This is a genomic window from Streptomyces sp. NPDC051822 (assembly GCF_044452745.1).
Taxonomy (GTDB): domain Bacteria; phylum Actinomycetota; class Actinomycetes; order Streptomycetales; family Streptomycetaceae; genus Streptomyces.
In genome coordinates, this window is record NZ_JBITBZ010000004.1 from 405,995 (window position 1) to 427,462 (window position 21,468).

At 72.1% G+C, this 21,468-nt stretch carries 16 protein-coding genes; 6 read left to right on the forward strand and 10 right to left on the reverse strand.

The window, feature by feature from the left end:
• Positions 1–34 precede the first annotated feature (34 nt).
• Positions 35–664 carry an isochorismatase family protein gene (locus tag ACIA8N_RS16660; RefSeq protein WP_365779488.1) on the reverse strand — a complete coding sequence of 210 codons (630 nt, stop codon included), beginning with the start codon at positions 662–664 and terminating at the stop codon, positions 35–37.
• Positions 665–800: 136 nt separating this feature from the next.
• Here ACIA8N_RS16660 and ACIA8N_RS16665 point away from each other — a divergent pair, with 136 nt between their 5' ends.
• Positions 801–1,526, forward strand: coding sequence for a TetR/AcrR family transcriptional regulator (locus tag ACIA8N_RS16665; RefSeq protein ID WP_365779486.1), 726 nt, complete (start codon positions 801–803; stop codon positions 1,524–1,526).
• A 6-nt stretch (positions 1,527–1,532) separates the two neighbouring features.
• Here the strand turns inward: ACIA8N_RS16665 and ACIA8N_RS16670 are convergent, their stop codons facing one another.
• The 9 genes from ACIA8N_RS16670 to ACIA8N_RS16710 all read right to left on the reverse strand — a co-directional run bounded on the left by ACIA8N_RS16670 (position 1,533) and on the right by ACIA8N_RS16710 (position 13,946).
• On the reverse strand, positions 1,533–2,705 hold the full coding sequence (locus ACIA8N_RS16670; RefSeq protein WP_365779484.1) for a twin-arginine translocation signal domain-containing protein: 1,173 nt from the start codon (positions 2,703–2,705) through the stop codon (positions 1,533–1,535).
• Positions 2,706–2,801: 96 nt separating this feature from the next.
• Positions 2,802–3,008 (reverse strand): Trm112 family protein, encoded by a 207-nt coding sequence (locus ACIA8N_RS16675; protein ID WP_365779482.1) that lies wholly within the window; start codon positions 3,006–3,008, stop codon positions 2,802–2,804.
• Entirely contained in the window at positions 3,005–3,910 is a 906-nt protein-coding gene (locus ACIA8N_RS16680; protein ID WP_365779480.1) for a DMT family transporter, read from the reverse strand. Before ACIA8N_RS16680 ends, ACIA8N_RS16675 begins: the two co-directional genes overlap by 4 nt.
• Before the next feature lie 3 nt (positions 3,911–3,913).
• Positions 3,914–4,738, reverse strand: coding sequence for a class I SAM-dependent methyltransferase (locus tag ACIA8N_RS16685; RefSeq protein ID WP_399416538.1), 825 nt, complete (start codon positions 4,736–4,738; stop codon positions 3,914–3,916).
• Positions 4,735–6,114 carry a condensation protein gene (locus ACIA8N_RS16690; RefSeq protein WP_365779475.1) on the reverse strand — a complete coding sequence of 460 codons (1,380 nt, stop codon included), beginning with the start codon at positions 6,112–6,114 and terminating at the stop codon, positions 4,735–4,737. Before ACIA8N_RS16690 ends, ACIA8N_RS16685 begins: the two co-directional genes overlap by 4 nt.
• A 116-nt stretch (positions 6,115–6,230) precedes the next feature.
• Complete coding sequence (locus ACIA8N_RS16695; protein ID WP_365779473.1) at positions 6,231–10,565, reverse strand: alpha-(1->3)-arabinofuranosyltransferase family protein; 4,335 nt, start codon at positions 10,563–10,565, stop codon at positions 6,231–6,233.
• Between the two features lie 22 nt (positions 10,566–10,587).
• Positions 10,588–11,265 (reverse strand): class I SAM-dependent methyltransferase, encoded by a 678-nt coding sequence (locus tag ACIA8N_RS16700; RefSeq protein WP_365779690.1) that lies wholly within the window; start codon positions 11,263–11,265, stop codon positions 10,588–10,590.
• A gap of 172 nt (positions 11,266–11,437) precedes the next feature.
• Positions 11,438–12,664 carry a glycosyltransferase family 4 protein gene (locus ACIA8N_RS16705; RefSeq protein WP_365779470.1) on the reverse strand — a complete coding sequence of 409 codons (1,227 nt, stop codon included), beginning with the start codon at positions 12,662–12,664 and terminating at the stop codon, positions 11,438–11,440.
• 325 nt (positions 12,665–12,989) lie between these two features.
• Entirely contained in the window at positions 12,990–13,946 is a 957-nt protein-coding gene (locus ACIA8N_RS16710; protein ID WP_365779468.1) for a DUF3068 domain-containing protein, read from the reverse strand.
• Positions 13,947–14,184: 238 nt separating this feature from the next.
• Between ACIA8N_RS16710 and ACIA8N_RS16715 the strand changes: the two genes are divergently transcribed.
• The 5 genes from ACIA8N_RS16715 to ACIA8N_RS16735 all read left to right on the forward strand — a co-directional run bounded on the left by ACIA8N_RS16715 (position 14,185) and on the right by ACIA8N_RS16735 (position 21,429).
• A complete protein-coding gene (locus tag ACIA8N_RS16715) occupies positions 14,185–14,367 on the forward strand; it encodes a hypothetical protein (RefSeq protein ID WP_365779466.1) in 183 nt (60 codons plus the stop codon).
• 86 nt (positions 14,368–14,453) lie between these two features.
• A complete protein-coding gene (locus tag ACIA8N_RS16720; protein WP_365779464.1) occupies positions 14,454–15,641 on the forward strand; it encodes a helix-turn-helix domain-containing protein in 1,188 nt (395 codons plus the stop codon).
• 386 nt (positions 15,642–16,027) lie between these two features.
• The gene (locus tag ACIA8N_RS16725; protein ID WP_017237622.1) at positions 16,028–16,198 is read left to right on the forward strand and encodes a plantaricin C family lantibiotic; all 171 of its coding nucleotides are present in this window, start codon (positions 16,028–16,030) and stop codon (positions 16,196–16,198) included.
• Between the two features lie 102 nt (positions 16,199–16,300).
• Entirely contained in the window at positions 16,301–19,288 is a 2,988-nt protein-coding gene (locus tag ACIA8N_RS16730; protein ID WP_365779461.1) for a type 2 lanthipeptide synthetase LanM family protein, read from the forward strand.
• Entirely contained in the window at positions 19,288–21,429 is a 2,142-nt protein-coding gene (locus ACIA8N_RS16735) for a peptidase domain-containing ABC transporter (RefSeq protein ID WP_365779459.1), read from the forward strand. Before ACIA8N_RS16730 ends, ACIA8N_RS16735 begins: the two co-directional genes overlap by 1 nt.
• The last annotated feature ends 39 nt before the right edge of the window (positions 21,430–21,468 follow it).

A 21,468-nucleotide genomic window follows, 5' to 3' on the forward strand; every position in this document is an offset into this window, starting at 1 on the left:
GAACAGCCCCGGGTCCGGGCGCGCCGTCGGCGGGTCAGCCCACCGGCGTCGCGGCGACGAGCTCGTCGACCGTGCGGGCCACCGTTCCGAACAGGTCGGAGACCGTCGTCAGGCTCGCGTCCCGCAGTACGTCCGACGGGAGGACGGACCCGTCCGGCGCGGCGAGGGGGCGGGTCGCGGTGGCTTCGGCGACCACGGTCGGGCGGTAGCCGAGGTTGAAGGCGCCCTGTGCGGTGAAGAGGACGCACATGTGCGTCATGAAGCCGGCGATGACCAGGTCTCCGCCGAGGCCGGCTCCGACCCCGAGGTCCTTCAGGGTGTCGGCGAGGTCGGTGGCGTGGAAGGCGTCGGGGAACTGCTTCACGACCACCTTCTCCCCCTCCGCCGGGGCGACTTCGGGGCTGATCGCACCGATCTCCGCCCGGATGTCGTACGGCGTGCCCTCGCCGCCGTCGTTGACGACGTGGACGACGGGGGCACCCGCGGCACGGGCGGCGGCGAGCAGACGCGCACCGGCGGCGACGGCCTCCTCGGCCCCGTCGAGCCGCATCACGCCGGCGCGGTAGGTGTTCTGGAAGTCGATCATGATCAGTGCCGACTCGCTCAGGCGCGGCAGCTCCTGGGGAAGTCCGATCACATCACGCAGGGTGGTGGAGGCGGTCATGGCGATTCCTTTCACGGAACAGGCCCGGAGGCGGTCCACCCCCCGGGGTGTATTCAACGCTAACACAGTTCGTTATCGTCGATAACGACGGAGGGTTGAAAGTGTCAGCGCTGCTACGGTGAGAGGCAAGGGCGGCATGGGAGGCAAGGCGGGCATGGTCGGCACCGGAGGCACCTCGACGGCGCGGGAGCGCATCCTGCGGGCCACCGAGGAACTCCTCGCCGACAAGGACGCGCTGGCGATCTCCACCCGCGCCATCTGCGACCGGGCCAAGGTCGGCATGCCCGAGATCTACCGTCAGTTCGGCGACAAGCAGGGGCTGCTCACGGCGGTCGCCGACATCGGGTTCGAGCGCTTCCTCGCCGACAAGCGGCGCAACCCCCTCACCGACGATCCCGTGGCGGACCTGCGGACGGCCTGGGACAGCCACGTCGCCTTCGCGCTCCGCAACCCGTACCTCTACCGCCTGATGTTCACGCCGACGGGCGAGGCCAGGCCGCAGGCCATCAAGGAGGCGCAGGCGATCCTCCTGAAGGCCGTGGAGCGCTGCCGCGACGCCGGCCGCCTGCGGATGTCCCCGGAGCTCGCGGGCCGGTCGATCCTCTCCGCGAACGTCGGCGTGTGCATGATGGCGCTGTCGTTCCCCGACCTGTTCGGGGACTCCGAGACCTCATCGGCGGTACGTGACGCGGTCATCGGAAAGGTCACCGGGGACGAGCGGGAGGACACCCGGATCGGCACGGCGACCGTGCTCGCCCAGGCACTCGTCGGCACCCTCACGGGGACGGCACCGACGAGCACCGGCGACCTCGACCGGCTGACCCGCGCGCTGCGACCGCCGGGGGCGGACTCCGAGGCGTGACCGGCCTCAGAGGTCGTGCGCCGTACCTCCATGCGGAGAAGCCGCGCCCCGTCGGGTGACGGGGCACGCGCCCCTTCCGGCCCCGGCAGGCGCGGAGTAGGCCGCCGCGCCCGGCGTCGCCGCACCGAGCTGGTCCAGGATCTCGTCGGCGAGCAGATCCTGCGGGCCCTTGAGCGCGTCGGCGGCCGCCCGGTCCCCGGGGAAGACCAACTCGGCCGCGATGTTGTCCTGCACGATCCGGGCGAGGTTGTCCAGGGCCACGAAGACCGGGTCCGAGAGCGGCTCGGCGGCCGGCAGGTCGATCAGATGGGTGGCCACCTTCGCCGGGTTCATGCACGGCCTGATGATGATCGAGTTCTGGTTGAGTTCGGACGTGGCCCACTGGGACAGCACGACCGTGTACAGGTCCCGCCACGCCTCCTCGCCGATCCGGGCCCGCCACGTCCGCAGGACACCCTGCACACCCTCGATCTGGGCCTCGGCCGCGTACCTCATGTTGGTCCGGATGCCCGCGTACACGCCGTGGGAGAAGTCCTCGAACGACCTGATGTCGAAGGACCCGGCCGCGGTGGAGACCTCGATGAACGCGAGTGCGCCGTCGAGGACCCGTGCGCACGAGACCACCATCTCCGGTGGGATGCCGGCCTGGTCCAGCTGCTGCCTGGCCGCCGTCAGCGTGTCGGCGTACTGCCGGAGGGGTGCGATCCAGTCGGTGGTCGCGGTTCCCTTGAAGGCGACCATGTGGAGGTCGTGCGGGTCGATGCGGTCCGCGCCGGGGAGGTTCGGAACCCTGTCGCTCAGGTGGGGCGCGATGATCGAGAAGACGCCGAGCGGCACATGGCTGACGGACTTCGCCAGCTCGAACACCTCCCCGACGGGATGCAGCGACTCCTGAGTGCCGTCGTGCACGAGGGTGAACCTTCCGCCCCTGGCATCGTTCTGGACCACGAGGACGGGACCGAGCCGCGCGATCAGATCCGACTTGAGCGCGGCGTAGTGCGACCGCATGCCGCTGTTGACCGCCACGATCGCGTCGCGGGCCCGGCCGCTCCGAACGGCCTGGTCGTCGACGAGTGCCCCGCTCCCGCTGCCGTCCGCGGCGGCCGCCGGTGAGGCCGCGAGGCCCGCCATGACCCCGGCCGCGGTGGTACGGCCGAGGAAGCTCCTGCGTGTGGTCATTCTCCGCCTTCCGTAAGGGCGGCGCGCGGCCCGCCCTCCCGCGCGGAAGGCACCGACGCGCCGGTGTTCCCGGCAGACGGACAACGATCCCGGGCCTCACACTTCGCGATCGCTCTCGACGGCGGGCTCCTCGGCGACGGCCGGCACACCCGAGGAAGGGAGCAGCTGCGGGATGCCGTCGACGATCGGGTAGCGCCGACGCAGGCGCGGGTTGTAGAGCGCGCCCCCGATCTCGTCCAGGATCAGCGGCCCCTTGTCGAGCGGGCAGGCGAGAATCTTCAGCAGCGGGCTGTCGGGCTTCATGACCGGGTTCCTTCGGGTGTGGGGGTGTTCGCCTCGTGTCGCGGCAGGGTGAGCAGGACCGTCAGCGCCAGTACGGTGCCGCCGAGACGCAGTAACAGCCGCAACGGGTCGTCCGGCAGCGGCTCGTCGAACGCGATCGTGCCGCTCACGATGGAGAACACGCAGCTCACCGTCGAGCACACCGGGACGATCAGCGACGCCCGGCAGCGCTGCAGGGCGGTCTGCGACAGCACCAGTCCGCTGACGCCTGTCAGCAACAGGAGGTACGGGTACGGGGAGGCGAGCACAGCGGGCAGCGAGCCGAGCAGGTCCTCGGTGTCCAGGTGCCCGGAGACGCCCTTGATCGCGAGCGAGCTGACGCCGTAGATCAGACCGACGGCGACCGCGTAGGCCACTCCGGTGGTCGGCTGCCGATGCCGTCGGCGGCCACGCCGCTCGGCGGCCGCGTAGAGCACGAGACCGGCCGCGAGGCTCGGCAGGCACAGGGCGAGCAGGATGCCGGTGGGAGCGGTACGGCTGATCTCCTCGCTGGTCTCGTACAGCGAGGCCACCACCATCACGAGGGCAAGACCGATGACGGCCACCGCACGCCGCTCGCGGCCGGAAGGCCGCTCGCCGAGCACCACCGACGAGAGCACGAGCAGGAGGACGAGACCGGACAGGAACAGGCCCTGGGCGGCGGCCATCGGCAGGGTGCGGTAGACGGCCAGCTGAGCGGCGAACCCCAGGGCAAGCGCCACGGCACCGCAGATCCACAAGGGCCGGCCGGCCAGCAGCAGGAGGGCCCGGCCCGGCTGTGCGGCACTCAGCGGCGGCATGCCGGCCAGCGCCCGCTTCTCCAGGACGAAGCCGGTGCTGTACAGGACGTTCGCCACCAGCGCGGCGACCACACCCCACACCACGGGCTACACCTTTCTCGCATGCACGAGGAGGATGGACGCGAGCGACGGCGCCCCGCAGGCCAGCCGGTCCAACGGCCGGAGCACGCGCGGGACTCCGTGGAACGGCGCACCGGCGAGCTTCACCACCTCGAACCCGGACGCGGCCACGAACTCGCGCAACGCGCGTGCCGTGTAGAGCCGCAGATGGCCCACGACCTCGCTGCCCGGACGGCCGTGGATACGCCGCAGACTCACCTCGGAGAACACCGGCTGGACTCCGGCGAGCAGCAGCGCACGGTTGTACCAGGCGGCGAGGTTCGGCGTGGAGAGCATGAGATGCCCGCCGGGGCGCAGGACCCTGCGCAGTTCGTCGAGGGCGCTGTCGGGGTCGACCAGGTGCTCGACGACCTCGCTGAACAGGACGGCGTCGGCGCTGTCGGAGGCGAACGGCAGCCCGCTGCCGGTCAGCTCGCCGCGGACGACCTGGCTCAGGCGCGGGGCCGCCCGGCGCAGGGCGTCCTGCGACCAGTCGATCCCCACGACGCGGTGCCCGCCGAGGACACGGGCCGCGATCGCGCCCGCCGAGCCGTCCCCGCAGCCGACGTCGAGCACGGTCGCGGCCGGGCGGCCGGGCCCCACGGGGCCGAGCGCGTCGGCCAGCATCCGGGCCTGCCGCAGGGTCCGGGCCTCGCCGGAGGCGACGGGAACGGTGGGGTTCTCGTAGAAGTCCCGCAGTCCGGGGGTGCGCGGGGCCGGCGAAGTCACTTCTGTCTCGCGTGACTTGGCGACTTCCCCAGAGGCGGTCGCTTCCGAGGCGGTCGCTTCCGAGCCGGTGGCTGAAGTGGTCATGACGGCCTCTTGTGGTTGTCCTGGGCGGGGCGGGATCCCACCGGTGTCGGTGTCGGTGTCGTGTCCGGACGCGGTGTGTCGTCCTCGGCCGGAGTGAGGGACGTCGTCGACAGCGACTCCGCGAACAGACCCGCGAGTTCCGCGCCCGCCGTGTCACCGAGCAGCGCCCGCGACCAGCGCAACGTCACATGCAGCCGCCCGCCGGTGGAGGCCGCCGCCACGCTCAGCCCGCGCGGCATCCGCGCCGGTGCGGAGAACCACACGGCCGTCGCCCGGCCCGCGTCGCCGAAGTCCAGCGCGTACGGCACGCGTCCGACGTTGGTGACCAGCGCCGTCGACGTCCAGGACGCCGCCGCCCGCCGTGCGCCACGGGTGAGCACGCCCCTGACGCCGACCGGCAGCAGCGGTGCGGTCAGCAGGCTCGCCCCCGCGCCCATCGGCGCGCCGTCGGCCGACTTCAGCGCGCGGGTGCGCCGGGCGGTGGTGCGCAGCAGCCGGGCCACGGCCTCCGGGTCCGGCCGGTCACGGAGCAGCAGCTCCGAGTCGCGCGGGTCCTCCGAGGTCATGGCCACCTCGACGAGCCGGGTTCCGTTGCCCATCGGCATGTCCGTGCCGCGCGGGCGGTCGTCCACGGGCATCGTGAGCCGTACCGGACCGGCCGGTCGGCCCTTCGACACGTTCCAGCGCCCCACCATCAGTGAGGTGGCGACGAGGAGCTGGTCGTTGACGGTCCAGGGCGGGAGGCCTCCGTTCCGCGCCGCACGCCGCGGAACGGGAAGGTCCGCCTGGACCATGCCGTTGCCCACGGCACGCGCGCGTACCGGCGCGGGCCGGGTGTCCGGCGCGAGCCGTACGGGCCGGTCTCGCACGGTGCGGCCGGTGGCACCGGTCCCGCTCGGAGCCGGACCCGAGCGCTCCGGCCGGACCCGCCCGGGGACCGGGAGGGCTGCCGTGCCGCCGTACTGTTCGGCGGTCGTGGCGAGCACCCGAAGCCCCGACGGGGCGTCGAGAGCGGTGTGATGCAACGTCAGCAGCAGGACGGTCCCGCCCTCTTCAGACGGGACGACTTCCAGGCGCATCGGCGGCGCCAGGGTGAGCGGCGGGCAGTCCGTCAGGGCGCGGGCCCGGGCCTGCGCCAAGGCGTCAGGTCCCGGCCCCGCGAAACGCACCGGATCGCTGTCCGGCCGTCCGGTCAGCTCCCACGCGAAGGACCGCCGGTGCCCACGACCGGGCACCTCTCGTGCCAGCACCCGGGGGTGGGTGAGCAGTGCCTGCAGGAACGCGGTTCGCAGCCGTACCGGGTCCGGCGTGCCGGGCAGATGGACCTCGATGTGCACGCTCTCCGGTTCGTCGTCACTGAGGCAGTGCCGCGACACCTCGTCGACGGTCGGAAAGGGAATCCGGGCCCCGCCGGGAGGGGTGGCCGTCCCCCTCCCGGCTGCGGTCTCCTGCTCGGGAACGGTCCCCCTACCGGCCGCTGTCCACGGCTCGGTCACGAGGGGCCACCGCCCTCCGGCCGCCAGAGGGGCTGCTCGGGCCGGTGCCCGTCGCCGGTGCCTCGCGGCCTGGCCGTGACCACCGGCCCGGCTTCCGGCGCGGCGGAACCGCCGTCGCCTTCATGCCCGTCGCCCTCACGCCCGTCACCGTCCGCCCAGCCGTCGTCGCCTCCGTACCCGTCGGCGTCCCCGTGCCCGGTGGCCGCGGCCGTCGGCCGTACCGCAGTCACCAGCGCGGCGGACAGGGCCACCAACGTGAGCACCTGCGCCAGGCCGCTGAACGCGCCCGTCCCGTCGGCGACCGGATCCCCGGCGCCCAGGGCCGCGACGAGTCCGGCGCCGCCCATCGCCACCGCCGCTGTCGGCACCAGCACGCCCGGCCGGAACCGCGCCGCCACGGCGAGTACGGGCACGACCAGGGCCAGCGGCCCCGCCGCCACCGCGACGACCGCGGTCAGCACCAGCGTGCCGAGCAGCATGCCCGGGGCCGCGGGTTCGGGCAGCTTCTCGTCGGTGCCACCGTCGTCGCGCCGACGGCCCACGAAGGCCAGGGCGGCCAGGGCGACGAGCGCGAGCGCACCGCCGACGAGGGCCGTCCGGTACGAGCCGGAGGGCTCGAACTCCATGGTCACCGTGCCGGAGGCGCCGGCCGGGATGACCCAGGCCTGCTGCCAGCCGTCGAGGCGCACCGGCTCGAGCTGCTTGCCGTCCAGGGTGGCCTTCCAGCCGTCGTTGGCGTTCTCGAAGGTCCGCAGGTAGGCGGCCTCGCCCGCGCCCGCCGACACCGAGACGGTCCGGCTGTCGTCGGCCCACCTGGTGACGGTGGCCTCGCGGCCCGCCGCTCCGTCCATGGCCCGCGGGGTGCCGCTGGTCAGCGTGACGTCGGTGATCGCCAGCGGGCCCGCGTCACTCGCCTCCACCTCGTGATCGCCGGACGGGAGTTCCAGGGTGCCGTCCTTCTCCTCACCCGCGCAGAGGGCGACGGCGATGGGGCGCCGCTCGGTGAGGTCCCGGACGAGTCCGGAGGCCTTCGTCTTGTGCAGGACGCCGCCCACGGCGAGATCCGGGCCCTCGCCGCACGCCAGCGAAAAGCGTGCGGACGGCTTGGGCCGCGGCACCCGCAGGTCGGCGAGCGCCGGAACGTGCACCTCGCTCAGCCCGACGGGCAGCTGGAGCTGGGCGTCCGCCACCGGGTTGTGGACGGTGAGCGGCGCGACCCTGGTGATGGTGATGTCGAGCCGGTTCGTCTCGATCGCGGGGAAGCGGACGCGCCCGTTCTCGTCCACGTCGGCCACCGCGGCGCCGTGCGGGGAGCTGATCATCACCTGCTCGGGCCGGGTGGACACCCCGCCCGCCGGCGCGAGGATGATCTCGTCGATCTTCGTCATCTTGGGCCAGTTCAGGTGGACGACGGGTCGGTCGCCCGCGATCCAGGCGGTCGTCAGATCGCCGTCGACCAGGTTGCGGGCGCCGAGTGACGTGCCGTTGCGGCTGATGGAGTCCACGGCGGCCGTCAGCCGGTTCTTCGACCCGGGGGCCGAACGGTCGAGCAGTCCGTCCAGCGCGCCGCCGGGTACGGCGACGGCTCGCGCCGACACCCGGTACTCGCCGGACTCCTGGGTGCTGAACTGCCGGTGCAGTCCCACCTCGGCCGAGGAGGGCGACAGGCCGCCCGCGTCGGTGCCGCGGTGCAGGGAGTACACGGTCGCCTCAGCGTCGGTGTTCTTCGCGTCGGCGGGCAGCTCCAGCAGGCGCGTCACCTGTACGTCCGGGATCGACACCTCGGAGAATCCGGCACCGGAGAGCCCCGGGCGCGCCTGCTGCGCGGCGAGGACGGTGATCTTCATCCAGGAGGCCTCGCCGGCGGGGGCCTTGACGGTCTGCGGCAGGCCGTCCGTCCGCAGGGGGCTGTCGGCCGAACCGCGGTCCGTCTCGATCCGTATCTGCGTCGGCGCCGCGCGCATGGCGTCGCCCGGCAGTGGCGTCAGCTGGACGGAGGCCGGGATGTCGGTCGGCCGGGAGAACTCCACCCGGAGCCACTGTCCGACCGGCTCGCCCGGGCTGCCCTCGGCCCACGCGGTGTCCGGGTTGCCGTCGAAGGCGTTCACCGGGTCGTGCTGCGGCAGGTGGAACAGCCAGTTGCCGCTGCTGGAGGCCGTCACTGACCGGGCGCCGCGCAGCACCGCCGTCGTCTGGTGCTCGGTGCCCTCCGACGGCAGGATCTGCTTGGGCTTCTCGCCCGGGTTCTGCAGGCTGCCGGAGTGGTTGCGCTCCTCCGCGGTGTAGGTGTACGAGGTGTTGTTGTTGACCAGGCCGAACCGGGTGTCGGCCCGGCGCAGCCCGTCCGCGACCGCCTTCACCGGTGCGACGACACCCTTGGGAAGCGTGTCCCCGGCCAGTACGGCCGGACGGCCGGTCATCGAGGGATCGGCGGACAGCTGGAGCAGCGACTCGGGTCCGCCACTGACCACGGCCGTGTCGGCCACGGACGAGACGCCGACCCTGTCGGGCCGCCCGGTGTCCCGAGGCTGGTAGATCTCCACGGCCTGGAGCCGCGGGTAGAGCCCCTGCACCTGGAGCGGGGTGCCGGCGGCGATGCGTCCGCCGGTCACCAGCGGGCCGAATCCGGTGACCTTGCGGTAGCCGGACGACTCCAGGGTCCGCTTCACCGTCTGCGGCGGGACGTAGCCGATCTGGTCGGGGTCGAGGTCGTTGCGGACGACCACCTCGTGCATGCCGGCCCGTGCGAGGTAGGCCCGGAGGCCGGGGACCTCGGCGCCGGACAGCAGGGCCTGCTCGACGGCGTCCGTCATACGGCGTGCTCCGGGGGTGCCGAAGGGGACGAAGTCACGCTGTGCCCAGGGGGTCTCGGCCAGCACGTCGAACGGCTGGTCGATGGGGGAACCCCAGGTGTAGATGCCGTGCGCCGTCGCGGGGACGACCAGGGCCCGGCTGTCCCGGGCGTTGTCCTCCAGCCAGTCGGCGGCCTTCTCCCAGTGGGTGGGCAGCTTGGTGAACGCCCCGGGCTGGAGGATCGAGCCGTTGACGTACGGGAGCGCCAGACCGGGCAGTACGAGCACGGCCGCGGTCGCGGGCACCCAGCGGCGACCGCGGAGCGCGCGGGAGCCCCTGCTCTCGGACAGTACGGCCGTCAGATGGGTGAGTCCGAGGACGAGCGCGAGGGCCAGTCCCGGCTGGAACTTGTAGATGTTGCGGAACGGCTTCAGCGGCCCGTTCAGCCAGTCCTGGACGGCGCCGTGGAAGGGACCGCCGAAGGACCCGGCGTACCCGGCGAGCGCGATCAGGACGACGGCCAGGACGGTCAGGAGCAGCCAGCGACGCTCCGGCAGGTCCCGCCGTGCCAGGCCGGCGAGGCCGAGCGCCGCGGCGAACGCGGAGCCGAGGACGGTGACGACGGAGGTCGCGACCGTCCAGCCGGCCGGCAGCCACGCCTCGCCGAAGTTCAGATAGGCCACCCAGTTTCCGGCGCCGCGCAGCAGCTCGGTCGCGGACATGGTGGCGGTGGTGGTGTCGGCCTGCTCGACGTACGGCATGAAGTTCTCGCCGTACGCGCCGAGCAGGAGCAGCGGCACCACCCACCACACGGTGGCGAGGAAGACGCCGGGTATCCACCAGCCGAGCAGCGCGCGGCGGCGCCGGCCTGCCGGGCGGCTGAGGAGGTACAGGCCCACGGGCAGCAGCGCGGCCAGGGTAGAGGCGGCGTTCACACCGCCCATGAAGGGGATCAGCAGGGCCGAACGCGCGGCGGCCTTCCGGGGGCTGTACGCCGCGGAGGTCAGCGGCAGCAGCACCCAGGGCAGCAGGGCGCCGGGCAGCGCGGCGGCGGAGGTCGAGCCGATGACGATCGTGAAGGTGGGCCACAGCGCGTAGGCCACGGCGCCGAGGACCCGGGTCGCGGGCGTCCCCACGCGCAGCCGCTCGGCGAGCCGGAGCGCGCCCCAGAAGGCGGCGGTCACGATGATCGAGAGCCAGAGCCGTTCGGCCAGCCAGACCGGCACCTGCAGCAGGTCCATGAGCCCGTAGTAAGGGAGTGCGGGGAAGGCGTAGCCGACGTACTGGTTGGCTATGCCGCCGAGGCCGACGTTCCCGTTCCACAGCGAACCGAGGTCGCCGAGGAAGCGCCACGGGTCGAGGGCGACGCCGAGTTTGGTCTCGAACGTCATCTTCCCCGGCGACACCGCGAGGAACGCCACCAGGACGAGGGCCCAGAAGCCGAACAGCAGGCGGCGTCCGCGCGGTTCGCCGGAGGCCTCCGCCGGCGTCGGGCCGGGCTGCGGCACCCGGGTGGGTGCCTGGACCGTAGTGGTCATGACCGTTCCTCGCTTCGCATGCTCATGGGCTTCGCCTGAGAATCAGCAGCAGATTCCAGGTGGCGATCTCGCGGAGTCCCGGCACCCGGGTGATCGTGCTCGCGAGGAACGGCCAGTAGCGTGACCGCGCGGTCACGACCTGCACGTCGTCGCGACCGCGGACGTGCCGCAGGGTGGAACCGATGTGGACGGGGAAGAGGTTCTCCCCGAGTGTGTGCTTGGCCGCGCGGCCGGTGCGGCGTTCGTAGCGCGCGCGGGCCCGCTCCGCCCCGAGGTAGTGCCACGGTGCGGTCTCGTGGCCTCCCCAGGGCGAGAGCCAGTTGGTGAACGACAGGTAGATCAGCCCGCCGGGGCGGGTGACGCGCGCCATCTCGCTGATGAACGTCTGCGGGTCCGACACGTGCTCCAGGACGTTGGACGAGAAGCACACGTCCGCGACGCCGTCGGCGAGCGGCAGCAGGTATCCGTCGGCGAGGACCGCGTCCTCGGTGGTACGGCCGCGGGCGTTCAGCTCCCGCGGGTCGGGCTCGAAGAGGTAGCTCTGTGCGCCCCTGCGGCGGAACTCCTCGGTGAAGTGGCCGCTGCCGCCGCCGACGTCGACGACGATCTTGCCGGCCAGGTCGACATGGCGTGCCACCTGGGCGACCGAGTCGCGGGCCAGCAGGCTGTAGCACCGCTCGGGATCGCTGGGTTCACGCATGAACGCCCGGAAGAGGGCGGCCGACCGCCTCAACGACGGGTCCTTGAAGCCGCGTTCGGCGGCGCCGGCGGGCGGGTCCTTGACACCTTGTGCGGTGTCTTCGGCCGACGGGTCCTTGCAGCCGTGCTCGGTGTCGTCGGCCGACGGGGCTCTGTGCTCGCGCTCGGTGGTCTCAGCCATGGACGCTCCTGCCGCGTCCGCGGGACGCGGCGCGGGCCACGGCCTCGGCGGCGACCTCCTGGAACTGACGGACCGTCGCGCTCCAGCGGAAGCGCTTGGCGCGCAGCACCGCGGCACGCCCCATGGCCGCGCGCCGGTCGGCACTGAGGGACAGGGCGCACCACGCGGCGGCGAACGAACTCTCGCCCCGGGCGAGCACCCCGGTCTCCCCGTCCTCGATGGAGTCGCGCAGGCCGGGTATGTCGAATCCGATCGCGGGGGTGGCCCGCGCGGCCGCCTCGGTGACGACCAGGCCCCAGCCCTCGACGAGGGAGGGGTGCAGCAGCAGCCACGCCTCGCACATCAGCCGGTGCTTCTCGGCTTCCGACACCCGGCCGGCGAACGTCACGGAGGGACCGGCCATGGCTTCGAGCCGCTCCCGTTCGGGGCCGTCCCCGACGATGACGAGCCGGCCGCCGGTGACGGGGCGCACCCGCTCCCACAGCCGTAGGAGCAGGTCGACGCGCTTGTACTCCACCAGCCGGCCGACGGCCAGGAACAGCGGTTCCTTCGCCTCGGGCAGCAGGGGGGCGGGCTCTTCGACGCCGTTGTTGACGATCCGGATGCGGTCCGGCGCCACGCCGATGGCGCGCAGTTCGGCGGCGGTCGACTCGGAGACGGCCACCATCAGGTTGTCGCGATGGGTGCCGGCCAGTGCCCAGTGCTCCAGCCTGCGTCCGAGCCGTGCCGCCGGGCCCGGGTATCGCATCTGCCAGAGATCGGTGTGTACGTGGTTGACCAGGCACAACGTGGGTCCGCGGTGCCACAGCGGCGCCAGGTACGGCATGCCGTTGCACACTTCGACCAGCAGGTCGCAGTCGCCGACCTCGCGGGCGAAGGTCGACCGGGCGTGCAGGAAGTGACTCGCGTCGCCTCCCGCGGAGACCACCCGGTAGTCGCGTGCGGCGGCCGGACCGCCGCACACGAGCGTGACGTCGTGGCCGTCGGCGGTCAGACCGTCGGCTATCCGGTCGATGAGCAGTTCCGATCCGCCGGCGGCCCGGTTGGCCAGGTCGCGGCGGGCGAGGAAGGTGATCCGACCCGGCACGGGCGCCCCGGGGGACGCGGTGTGCGGGTCGAGGGCGAGCGAGTCGGTGACGTGGCTGCCGGTGCGTGCTTGAGCGGGGACGGAACGGGAGTCCTTCTGGCCGGGGGCCAGAGCGGACGAGCGCTGGGGCATAGAGGTGCTCCAACTCGGCGGCTGCGGGTGGGATGCGCATGGGGATACGCATGGAGGGTGTGCCGGGCTTCCGGGGATGAAGCGCTGGGCTGGCTCGTAGGGGGTGCTGCGGGTACGGGTCGGGTACTGCGGGCACGGGTACTGCGGGATACGGGACTGCTGGTACGGGCACTGCGGACACCGCGGTGGCAGGCAGCCGGGGGTGGCGGCCGGTTCGAGCGGAAACATTGGCCTTACCGCGGGGTAACATCAGTGTTCGTTCAAGCATTCGTTCCGGCTACTCACGCCGATGACAATTTCGGGACTTTGGGCGGGCCCGTTTCACTCACTCTGCTGAGTGTTCGCCCCGCCGGGGGCCACGGAACAGCAGCACGGCGCCGGCGACGGCCAGCAGACCGCCCGCCACGCCGCCCACGAGCGGTGCGGTCTCGCCGAGGAGCTCCAGCCGGCCGCTGTCGTCGGAGGCCAGCGCGACCTGCTGGCGCCGGGTCTCCTCCGTGAACTCCAGCCCGTCACTGGCCAGCAGGGTGACCGCGTCCTTCTGCGAACCCGGGGCCCGCAGCGTCTTCTTGGGCGCGATCAGCGCGTTCATGATCCGCCCCGTGCGCTGGTCCACGGTCAGCTCGATCCTCGGGTTGGAGTACCACTCCTCCGCCAGGATCTGGCCGCCCTTCGTGCTGCCCACCAGCACGCCGGGCACCAGGCGGGTGCCGGTCGGGGTGGCCTCGACCTTGCCGACGAAGCGGTAGCCCTCGCGCCCGTCGACCTTGGCGACCTTGTCGAACTCCAGCGGCACGGTGGCGCCCAGGGTGCTGTCCCACCAGGAGTAGGCGCGCTTCTCGACGTCGAACGGGAACTTCAGGTAGGCCTCGCCCTCGAACTCGGGCTTCTCCTCGCAGCAGCGCACCGGCCGGTTGGTCCTGCGGTCGGTCACCCAGCGTTCGGTGGTCCACTGCAGGGACTTGCGCGGGTCGCCCAGCGCGAGCGTCTTCGGCGAGTCGATCTGCGTCGACACGTCCCAGATCGCGTTTCCGGTGCGCTCGCCCGCGGCGACGTCGCCCAGGACACGGCGGGTGATCGTGAGCGTCTGGCCGTCGACCGCGGAGACGGACCCGGTGTCGAAGTAGCTGCCCCGACCGCTGAAGACCGTCGTGGAGTCCACGTCGGTCGGCGTGCGCTTGGCGCGCGGCTCCACGTACCAGACGAGCAGCTGGGTGAGCACCAGCAGGAAGACTCCTGCACCCAGCAGAATCAGGGACAAAGGTGATATTGAACGGCGCATACGGGTACTCCAATACGGGCGCGACGTGCGAGGGGCTCGTGGGCCGTGTGGGGAAGGAGGCGCACACACGGGGTGCAGCCTGACCGGGGCGAGAGTGCGTACCCGGGAGTAACAGTCTTGTGGCGGCGAAATTAGGCGGCTCTTGACCACCTGTCAATGCGCCTCTCATACTGGCGGCGCCGGACCGGGCCGGCGCGCTGGGTGACAGACCTCGATGACCGAGAGGCCGATCATCCCCATGCCCAGACTGCTTGCCGCCTTCCTGACCTGCGTCGCCGCCGCCCTCCTGGCCGCGGGCGCCGCCTTCGGAATCGTCACCGCTCTCGACGCCACACCCGAGCAGCAGAATGTGCCGCTCGTCACGTTCCCCGAACCGCCCACGGACGACGCATCCAGCACGGCCGGCTCCGGCGCGGGCTAGGTTGGAACATGCGGCCGGCAGACCGAACGCGTACCGACCGGACGCCCAGGAGCGGTGTGGTGGAAACGTCGTCAGCGTGGCACGACGTGCCACGAGAACGGATTCAGGAGTTCGCCGACCGCGCCCTGGAGCAGGTCCCCGAACTGGCCCAGGACATCCTCGCCGAGATCCGGCGGGAGTATCCGGGCCTGGTCCTCCTCCCCGACGAGTCCGGAGAGCCGAAGGCCCTGGTGGCCATCCGGCACGCCCTCGAACTCTTCGTGGAGCAGATGACCACGGGGTCGGCCCGTCCGCGCGCCCTCCCGGAACTGTTCCGGGACTTCGGGCGCGGCGAGGTCTCCCAGGGACGCAGCCTGGACTCCCTTCAGGGGATCTACCGGCTGGGCGTCCGCCTCTCCTGGCGGCGCATGGCGGAGGTCGGCCAGCAGGTCGACATCCCGCCTTCGGCCATGTACGAACTCGCCGAGTCGGCGTTCGAGTACCTCGACGTCATGGTGGCCCAGTCGGTACGCGGCTACGCCGAGGCCGTCGCCCGCCAGGCCGGTGAGCGCCTGCGCCTGCAACGGCTGCTCGTCGATCTCCTGCTCACCGAACACCGTACGGATCCGACCGCCGTGCTCGCCGACCGCGCGGCCGACCTGGGCTGGCAGCTGCCCGGGAAGGTGGCGGTGGCGGTGCTGCTCCGCCCTGCCCAGGAGGCCGTCGCCCCCGCGGTGGGCGACGAGATGCTGCTCGACATGGAGGGCACGCGGCCGCGTCTGGTCGTACCGGACCCGGACGCCCCCGGGCGCGCGGAGCTGCTGGACCGGGCGGTGACCGGCTGGTCCGGTGCGATCGGCCCGTCGGTCCCCCTGGCGGAGGCCGTCACGTCACTGCGCTGGGCGGAGGCCGCCGTCGGGATGATCGAGCAGGGCCTGCTGCCGCGAGGGCGGCTCCTGCACTGCGGCGAGCACGTCGAAGCCCTGGTGCTGCTGCCCGCGGGTGAACTGATCGACGATCTGGCGCGCCGACGCCTCGCGCAGCTGGACGAGGCCGGCGGCCCGGCGCACGCCCAACGGCTCGCCGAGACACTGCTGGCCTGGCTGGAGACGCGGGGCGGTGCTCCCGAGGTGGCCGCCCGTCTCGGCGTCCACCCGCAGACCGTGCGCTACCGCCTGCGGCAGCTCCGTGAGCTGTGGGGCGACGACCTGGACGACCCGGACCGCCGCTTCGAACTGGAGCTGGCCCTCCGCACCCGGAGGCTGCGCGGAGATCTCGCCCCACCGCCCGACTGACCTCGGGACCAGCGGCTACGAAAGTATCGCGAGCGGAAATTGGCCGATCGCATTCGGCCCCCTATTCGCTGCGCATATCCAGTGCATCCGGTCGCGCATACGAGCGCGCCCGAATCCGTCGGGAAATGAACTGCACCAAGTTGCCAGGCCCCTGGCAGGATTCGGCCACATGACATCGAAGCCGCAGCTCAGCGACGTCATCGGGGGCTCCCGCAGCATCAGCGGAAACACATTTCAGTGATCCGGCCGACAACCGATGGGTTGTGGACCGACCAATGGCGCGCATAGCTTTCCCTCGTCGCTCAGCCTGGCGACGAACCATGGGCCGGAGTTTTTCCGCAGAATGGCCCATCGGATATATGCGGTCGGATTGGATGTGAATTCACATGAACAACTTCGACGGTGACATCTCGCTCATCGAGGAGATCGCGGAGCAGGACTTCGACGGCGTCGCCTACGGCGCGTGCTCGACCAACACGTTCTCGCTGTCCGACTTCCTCGGCAACCAGGGCGGCTGGTGCACGCTGACCAAGGAGTGCCAGCCCAACTGCAACTGAGCCCGAACGGCCGGGCACGGACCGGGGGCGGGGAGCGGCTCATGCTCCCCGCCCCCGGCGCAACGTGGAAATCTATCATCGTCCGCGCAGGGAGCCGGAGCATTGATCTCGCCCGCGAATCTTTACCCAGAACTCGACAGCGTCGAAATCCGCGAAACCATCGAGCCCCTCAGCGTTTTCGCGCCCGCCGTCCACGTCAAGCTCTCGGCTCCGTCCGGCGTCGCTCCCGAGGCCCCCTCGCCGGCCGCGCACGCCTGGTCGCTGGAGCCCGAGGAGTATCCGTTCCAGCACGTGATCCGGCGGCTGGCACTGCCGGCCGCCGACCGGCTCCTCCCCGGGGAGCTCACGGAGGCCGTCGCCGACCCGGACGCCTTCACGCTCCAGGTACTCGGCCGGGCCGAGGCCCGGCTCCGCGACGTGGCGACCCGTACCCTCGTCGCCGCGGTCAACAAGGCCTCCACCGAAGGGCTGTTGCGGGGGGAGACCCCGCACGAGCGCTACCAGGACTTCGTCAGCCGGGTGTGGGAAGACGCCCTGGAGCCGTTCCCGGTGCTCCACTCCGCGGCCGGCCACGTGGTGCGCAACGCCCGTGAGGCCGCGCGCGAACTGGTCCGGCGCCTCCACGCCGACCGGGACGAGGTCTTCCGGTTCTCCCGCATCGACCCCGGCGACCCGCTGCTGTCCATCGGCGGGGCCGACGGCGACTCGCACGCCCACGGCAGGGCGGTGAGCATCCTGACGTTCGCCTCGGGGGCCCGCCTCGTCTACAAGCCCCGGGACGTCTCGTGCGAGGCGGCCTTCGAGACCGTCGTCGAACGCGTCAACGCGGAGGCCGACTGCGCACTGCCCGCCGCCCGCACCCTGGTGCGCGACGGGTACGGGTACGTCGAGTACGTCGAGCAGGAGGACATCGGCGGACTCAGCGTGCCGTTCATGCGGGCCTGCGGCCAACTGGCCGCCGTGTTCTACCTGCTGGACGCGCGGGACATGCACTTCGAGAACATCCTGCCCACCCGCCTGGGCCCGGTGGCCATCGACCTCGAGACGCTGCTGCACCCCTCCCGGGTGCACACCGGCCCCACGCAGGAGGCCGAGGGCAACGCGTACGACGAGATAGGCCGCAGCGTCTACGGCATCGGGATCCTCCCGTTGGTCCTGGCCGGCAAGAACGAGGACTCCGGCTATGTCGACCTCGGCTTCCTCGGCGGCGACAACCAGGGCGTCTCCCCCTTCAAGACCATGGTCTTCGAGGACCCCTTCACCGACCGGATCCGGGTGCACCTCCAGGCCCGCCCGTCCGAGCAGCGCTCCACCGTGGTCCGGGAGAGCACCGAACAGGAGATCCACGGGCTCGCCGGACAGATGGCCGACGGGTTCCGGCAGGTCTGCGACGCGGTGATGCGCCGGCCCTCCTGGTGGACCACCCTGCTTGAGCGGCTCGCCCCGGTCATGCGCCTCCGCTACATCCACAACCCGACGTCGCAGTACGCGCAGATCCTGCGGATGGCGGCCTCCGCCGCCGCGATGGCCGACCCGGCGCTCGCCCAGGCCCTGCTCCACAGGATCGCCATCCCCTCCCGGTTCTCCGACCGCAGGCTGGTCGGCTCGGAGCTGCGGCAGATGGCCGAACGCGACGTCCCCTACTTCACCGTGCCCGCCACCGGCACCACCGTCCACGACTGCGACGGCGAGGACACCGGCGTCCGGCTCGACCGCACCCCGCTCTCCCGGGCCCTTGCCAAGGTCGCGGCGCTCGACGAGCAGGCGGTGCGGCGGCAGCTCCGGCTGCTCCACTCGGCCTTCTGCTCCCGCTTCCCCGACAACCACCTCTCCGGCGGGACCTCCTGGAACGGCCGGACCTCCACCGGAGAGCGCACCGGCCTGGAGCGGCTGGCCCGGTCGCTGGCCGACGGCCTGACGGCGGGCAGCCTCCCCGACCAGTACGGGCATCTCCCCGCCACCTGGATCGGCCCGCTGGCCTCCGCCCAGGCCGCCCGCCCCTGGCCCTCCGGCGTCCTGGGGTACGACCTGTACACCGGACGCACCGGCCCCGCCCTGGCCCTGGCCGCGGCCGCGGCCCACTTCGGCGACGAACGCTACGAGCGGGTGGCACGCCAGGTCTTCGAGCGCAGCGCCGGCATCCTCACCGACGGCGTCTACGAGCTCCGCAGCATCCGGCAGAGCGGCGCCGGCGCCTACACCGGAACCACCGGCCTCCTGTTCGCCCTCTGCGAGGCCGGGCGCATCCTGGGGGAGCCGGGCTGGGTCGAGGCGGCGCAGGACGCCGTGCCGCTGGTCGTGGAGCAGCTCGGCCCCGAGAACACCCCGGAGGTGATCTCCGGGATCTCCGGCATCGCCACGATGGTCGCCTCGATCGGCGGCGACCACAGCCTCAAGGCGCTGGACGGGCTCACCGGGCGGCTGCTGCGCCACGTGGAGGAGCCGTCGGGCTCCTGGTGGGAGCAGTCGGGCTTCGCGCACGGCGTCGCGGGCGTCCTGCACGCCCTCGCCACCCTGCCCGACCGCACCGGACACCACACCGGTCACCCCACCGCTCACGACACCGGACACGACACCGGACACCGCGTCGACGCCGCCATCGGCGTCCTGACGGACCGCCTGGAGTCCTTCTACGTACCCCAGGAGCGGAACTGGTCCACCAACTCCGCCTTCCCGGGCCGGTTCTCCACCGGCTGGTGCCACGGCGCCGCCGGTATCGCCATGGCGCTGTCCGCCGTGACCGCCCGGACAGCGGACGTACGGAGCGCCGAGCGCCTGGAGGCGGCCCTCGACAACACCTTCCGGCAGGGCTTCGGACGCAACCTCACCTGGTGTCACGGCGACCTCGGCAACATCGACGTGGTCCGCCGGATCGCCGGCGACGACCGGAAGCTGCTGGAGCGGGCCGCCGCCGTCGAGGCGCGCCGGCTGGGTCCTGACGTGGTCGCGGAGAAGCTCGCGGACACCGGCTCCCGCTACGCGCACACGGACAGCGCCATGGTGGGCTCCTCGGGTGTGCTGCTGCACCTGCTCGGCCGCCTCGACGACGCGCGGCCCCGGGTGTCGCCGATCTGGCACGGGGCCCTCTGATGGGCCTCCGGGTTCCCTCCGTCACCCAGGTCACCCAGACGGAGTGCGGGCTGTGCTGCTGCGTCGCGGTGATGGGGTACCACGGCCGCACCGAGGACTTCCGGACCGTACGGGAGGACCTGGAGGCCGGCCGGGACGGTCTCGGCGCCAAGCAGCTCGCGGACTTCCTGCGCTCGCGCGGCATGGAGGTCAAGGCGTTCCGGGCCCGGAGCGTGGAGGCCCTGCGGGGCTTCACCGAGCCGGTGATCCTCTTCTGGGAGGACTACCACTTCCTGGTCCTTGAGCGCTTCGACGGTACGACGGCCTGGGTGATGGACCCGGCCGTGGGCCGCAAGCGCCTCACCCGCGACGAGCTGGAGGCCGGCTTCTCCCAGGTGGTGATCGCGGCCTCGCCCGGCCCGGACTTCGCCCGGCAGTCCCTCCCCGCCTTCCGGCACTGGCGGTCGCTGCCGCTGGTCCCTGCCCGGGCAGGCCGCCGGATCGCCCTGGTCGCCCTGCTGTCGCTGGGCTCCTACGCGGCGGTGCTGGGCATTCCGGCGCTGACCAAATGGGCCGTCGACCGGGACGACGCCTGGAGCGACCTGTCCCAGACGGGGCTGATCGCGGGGGCGGTGGCGGGGGCCGCGATCGGCTACCTGCTGCTGTGGATGCTGCGCACCGCCGCGCTCGCGGGGCTGATCGCCGTGACGGGCCATCATCTGATGAGCCATGTCTTCAGGAGACTGCTCTCCCTGCCCTTCAAGTTCTTCGCCACCCGGCAGCCCGGCGAGCTGCTGTTCCGTCTGAACACCGTCAACAGCGTCCGGGACCTGCTCTCCTCGCGGATCGCCCAGGGTGTCCTGGACGTGGGGACCCTGGCCTGCATCGGCGTCTACCTGTTCGTCACCGAGTGGCGCATCGGCTTGCTGGCGCTCGCGCTGTTCCTGCTGAACGGCGGCTTCCTGTGGCTGAGCCGGCACCGGGTCAAAGAGGTGACGGACACCGAGCTCGCGCTGCTCTCCCGCTCCCAGTCCACGCAGCTCGACGCCATCGTGTCCGTCCCCACCATCAAGATGGGCGGCTACGCCGGCCGGTTCGCCGACGAATGGGAGGCGACCTACCGCGCCTCGCTGGACGCGATGCGCACCCGGATGCGGATCCAGCAGGGCTGGATCTCCGGAATGGCCGCCACCACCCAGATGTTCGGCCCGCTGGCGCTGCTCCTCGCCGGCCTGCACTTCGTGTCGCGGGGGACGGTGACCATCGGCTCGGCCATCGCCGTGCAGGCCGTGGCGGGCACCTTCTTCGCGCTGAGCACCTCCGTCTTCCAGATGCTGACGGAGATCACCGAGACCTCCCGCTACGTGAGCCGGCTGAGCGACATCACGGCGCACGAGAGCGAGCCGGAGGGCGGTCCCCTCACGGAACTCCCCGACACCTCGATACGGCTGAGGGAGGTGTCGTTCCGCTACACCCGGCACAGCAGGCCCGTGCTGGAGGACCTGTCGCTGGAGATCCCGGCCGGCGCGAAGGTGGCGTTCGTCGGCGCGTCGGGTTCGGGCAAGTCCACCGTCGGGCGCGTCGTCTGCGGGCTCCACCAGCCGACCGGAGGGGCGGTGGAGTTCTGCGGCCGCCCCATGAGCGCCTACCGGACGGACTTCCTGCGCGGGCAGATCGGGTACGTCCCGCAGGAGGTGCACCTCCACAACCGGACCGTCCTGGAGAACCTGACCCTGGGCCAGGACATCGACGAGGCCACGGTCCGGGAGTACTGCGCGGCCGTGGGGATCCTCGACTTCGTCGAGGAACTGCCCATGGGGCTGCGGACCCTGGTGTCCGAGATGGGCTACAACTTCTCCGGCGGGCAGCGGCAGCGGCTGGCCATCGTGCGGACGCTGCTGCAACGCCCGCGGGTCATCGTCCTGGACGAGGCGACCGCCTCGCTGGACACCGCCAACGAGCGGCGGGTCTCCCGGATCATCGCGGAGACCGGCGCCACGCAGATCGTCATCGCGCACCGGCTGGCGACGATCCAGGACGCGGACCTGATCCACGTCCTGGACCGCGGCCGGATCGTGGAGCGGGGAACGCACGAGGAGTTGCTGGCCCTGGGCGGGGTGTACGCGGGGCTGTACGCGGAGCCGGTGGCGGGGGCCGTATGAGGGCCGGTGGGCATGGCCGCCCGGTCACGACAGTTCAAG

What these genes read in the sequence shown, in the direction of transcription:
- ACIA8N_RS16675 (WP_365779482.1), bottom strand. Translation starts at nt 3,008, where the DNA reads ATGAAGCCCGACAGCCCGCTGCTGAAGATTCTCGCCTGCCCGCTCGAC.
- ACIA8N_RS16710 (WP_365779468.1), bottom strand. Translation starts at nt 13,946, where the DNA reads ATGCGCCGTTCAATATCACCTTTGTCCCTGATTCTGCTGGGTGCAGGA.
- ACIA8N_RS16665 (WP_365779486.1), top strand. Translation starts at nt 801, where the DNA reads ATGGGAGGCAAGGCGGGCATGGTCGGCACCGGAGGCACCTCGACGGCG.
- ACIA8N_RS16670 (WP_365779484.1), bottom strand. Translation starts at nt 2,705, where the DNA reads ATGACCACACGCAGGAGCTTCCTCGGCCGTACCACCGCGGCCGGGGTC.
- ACIA8N_RS16725 (WP_017237622.1), top strand. Translation starts at nt 16,028, where the DNA reads ATGAACAACTTCGACGGTGACATCTCGCTCATCGAGGAGATCGCGGAG.
- ACIA8N_RS16735 (WP_365779459.1), top strand. Translation starts at nt 19,288, where the DNA reads ATGGGCCTCCGGGTTCCCTCCGTCACCCAGGTCACCCAGACGGAGTGC.
- ACIA8N_RS16700 (WP_365779690.1), bottom strand. Translation starts at nt 11,265, where the DNA reads ATGCGTGAACCCAGCGATCCCGAGCGGTGCTACAGCCTGCTGGCCCGC.
- ACIA8N_RS16660 (WP_365779488.1), bottom strand. Translation starts at nt 664, where the DNA reads ATGACCGCCTCCACCACCCTGCGTGATGTGATCGGACTTCCCCAGGAG.
- ACIA8N_RS16695 (WP_365779473.1), bottom strand. Translation starts at nt 10,565, where the DNA reads ATGACCACTACGGTCCAGGCACCCACCCGGGTGCCGCAGCCCGGCCCG.
- ACIA8N_RS16705 (WP_365779470.1), bottom strand. Translation starts at nt 12,664, where the DNA reads ATGCCCCAGCGCTCGTCCGCTCTGGCCCCCGGCCAGAAGGACTCCCGT.
- ACIA8N_RS16685 (WP_399416538.1), bottom strand. Translation starts at nt 4,738, where the DNA reads ATGACCACTTCAGCCACCGGCTCGGAAGCGACCGCCTCGGAAGCGACC.
- ACIA8N_RS16715 (WP_365779466.1), top strand. Translation starts at nt 14,185, where the DNA reads ATGCCCAGACTGCTTGCCGCCTTCCTGACCTGCGTCGCCGCCGCCCTC.